Origin of the sequence: Acinetobacter sp. YH12227 (assembly GCF_013417785.1) — a bacterium.
In the GTDB taxonomy this organism is placed as follows: domain Bacteria; phylum Pseudomonadota; class Gammaproteobacteria; order Pseudomonadales; family Moraxellaceae; genus Acinetobacter; species Acinetobacter gandensis.
Genome location: NZ_VPDH01000155.1, coordinates 1 through 2,079, shown reverse-complemented (window position 1 = coordinate 2,079; position 2,079 = coordinate 1). Strand labels below are relative to the sequence as shown.

Sequence of the window (2,079 nt, the reverse complement as noted above, 5' to 3'; positions counted from 1 at the left end):
TGCCATTTTTCTTTATACTGTCACTGAGGCAGGTTGGACATTTGATTTCTAGAGTTATTTGCATTTCTCTATTTTATCAAAATTCAACCTGCTTTTTTTCAGCATACTTTTTGAAACACCACCAAAAATACTTTTGTGCAATATGCTAAGGAATAATGATAGCGATCATCATGAATTTAAAAGCTTGAACAGAATAAAGCACCGTTCAATGAGTTGGATGGTGAATTGACTGATATTGCTTTAAGCTATGAATAAATAAGTATAAAAAACAAATTAAAAAAACAAATATTGATTGATTTTTACACATTAAAGGCATAATTTTAGTATGTGATTAATTAAATCCATAATATTTATATGGGTATTGATTCATTCTTTATTTGTGCTTGAACTTTATAAAAATATTCAGGGGGAACGGCGAATGATCAAATTTATTGTAGATGAAAAAGAATCAGGCAATGGTTCGCATTTGATTCATAACGGAACTAAAGGGTGCGAAGACATGCCATTGTTTGATGATCAAATATTGATTGGATACTTTGCCAATTATGAGCTGGCGTACAAGCGGGCACGTATGAATTGGCCGAGAGAAAAAGTCGTCGGCTGTAGCAAATGTTGTGGTGAATAATTTCATTCATAGCTTGATCATTATTAGGCACGCATATTTGGCCTAAATTTTGCAAAATCATTGCTCCTAGGGTTAAAGCATTCATTTTCGGGTGGATGTTTTAATTCAATCCTGTAAAAAGTGGAGTGTGCAATGACAACGACTGAAATGATGACAGCCAAGTATCCTGCAAAAGCACATGCGTATGCTGCATGGCCACTCGTGCTTATTTTTATTGGCGGTGCGATTGGCCTGGTTTACGGCGTTATGGCCTATCTTATTAATCTAAAAATATATGTTTCAGAACTTTCAAAATTGAACAAAATTTTGGCCAATTTACTCTGTGGTATGTCTGCATGCAGCGCTTGGTGGTTTACTGCACAATTGGTGCAGCGTAGTTTGTTGGGATGAGTTCAATTGACTCAAAAACGTTCCTACTTTTGGGTTTAATCAAATAGAACCACAATTCAAGCACGCTTATAAAACATAATATGAATGCGCTGCTAGATTGTGGTGCATTTTGCTGCTTCTACTATTACCGTAATTTTTTGCATTTTTAAGTCATCTATTCAATACATCATTTTAGTAGTTGCCACTGTAAAGATAAATATTCATGCCATGAAAGCCCAGTTTTTAAGTTTCGAATGCTACATTGAGATAGATTCAATATTTGAACAATCAAAATTTAAATGAATAAACTCCATGGATCGCGCAGCGAGGCTCAATTCAAATGAATGGAAAAGTAGAATGCCGTACATGCTTGGTGTGTAAAAAGAGTTTTCCTGTTAAACATTTAATTCCAATGGCGACGGTACGTAAAGTCATTACAGAACAAATTACACATGATTATCCAGAGTGTAGTAGTGACGACTTTATTTGTCAGCGTGATCTAACGCAATATCGCATGCAATATGTGCAGTCGATTTTACATATGGAACAGGGTGAGGTTTCAAACTTAGAATACGAAGTGCTGAATAGTATGAAACAGCACGAACTGATCAGTAAAAACGTTGAAGGGCAGTTGGAACAGAAATGGACTTTCGGTGAGCGCCTCGCCGATAAGATTGCTACTTTTGGCGGCAGCTGGGCATTTCTCATTTGTTTTAGTGCATTTTTAGCAGTGTGGATATTGGTCAATACTGTGGTGATGGTGAAACATCCAGCCGATCCATATCCTTTTATTTTGCTAAATTTGATGTTGTCATGTTTAGCTGCGATACAAGCGCCCATTATTATGATGAGTCAAAACCGTCAGGAAGCGAAAGACCGGATGCGTTCTGAAAATGACTATCAGGTGAATTTGAAAGCTGAACTTGAAATTCGTCATCTACATGAAAAAATTGATCATCTATCTTAAAGTGAAAGAGGACTCCACCCGACAGTCAGGGTGGAGGTGAATTTCAAAGATTTTAACCTTGTTGGTTTTCAATGTATTTTTTAATAATATCCAAAGGTGCGCCACCACAAGACCCTGC

2 protein-coding genes and 1 pseudogene are annotated in these 2,079 nt (G+C 36.4%); all 3 read left to right on the top strand.

The genetic code is table 11. The features are described from left to right. The first annotated feature begins 418 nt into the window (after positions 1 to 418). Positions 419 to 625, top strand: a complete 207-nt coding sequence (locus FTV09_RS17530; protein ID WP_180058992.1) for a hypothetical protein — start codon at positions 419 to 421, stop codon at positions 623 to 625. Positions 626 to 757: 132 nt separating this feature from the next. Continuing rightward, positions 758 to 1,015 carry a hypothetical protein gene (locus FTV09_RS17525; RefSeq protein WP_067764850.1) on the top strand — a complete coding sequence of 86 codons (258 nt, stop codon included), beginning with the start codon at positions 758 to 760 and terminating at the stop codon, positions 1,013 to 1,015. A 319-nt stretch (positions 1,016 to 1,334) separates the two neighbouring features. Further along, positions 1,335 to 1,955, top strand: a pseudogene (locus tag FTV09_RS17520) (DUF1003 domain-containing protein); the annotation flags it as partial. Between the last annotated feature and the right edge of the window lie 124 nt (positions 1,956 to 2,079).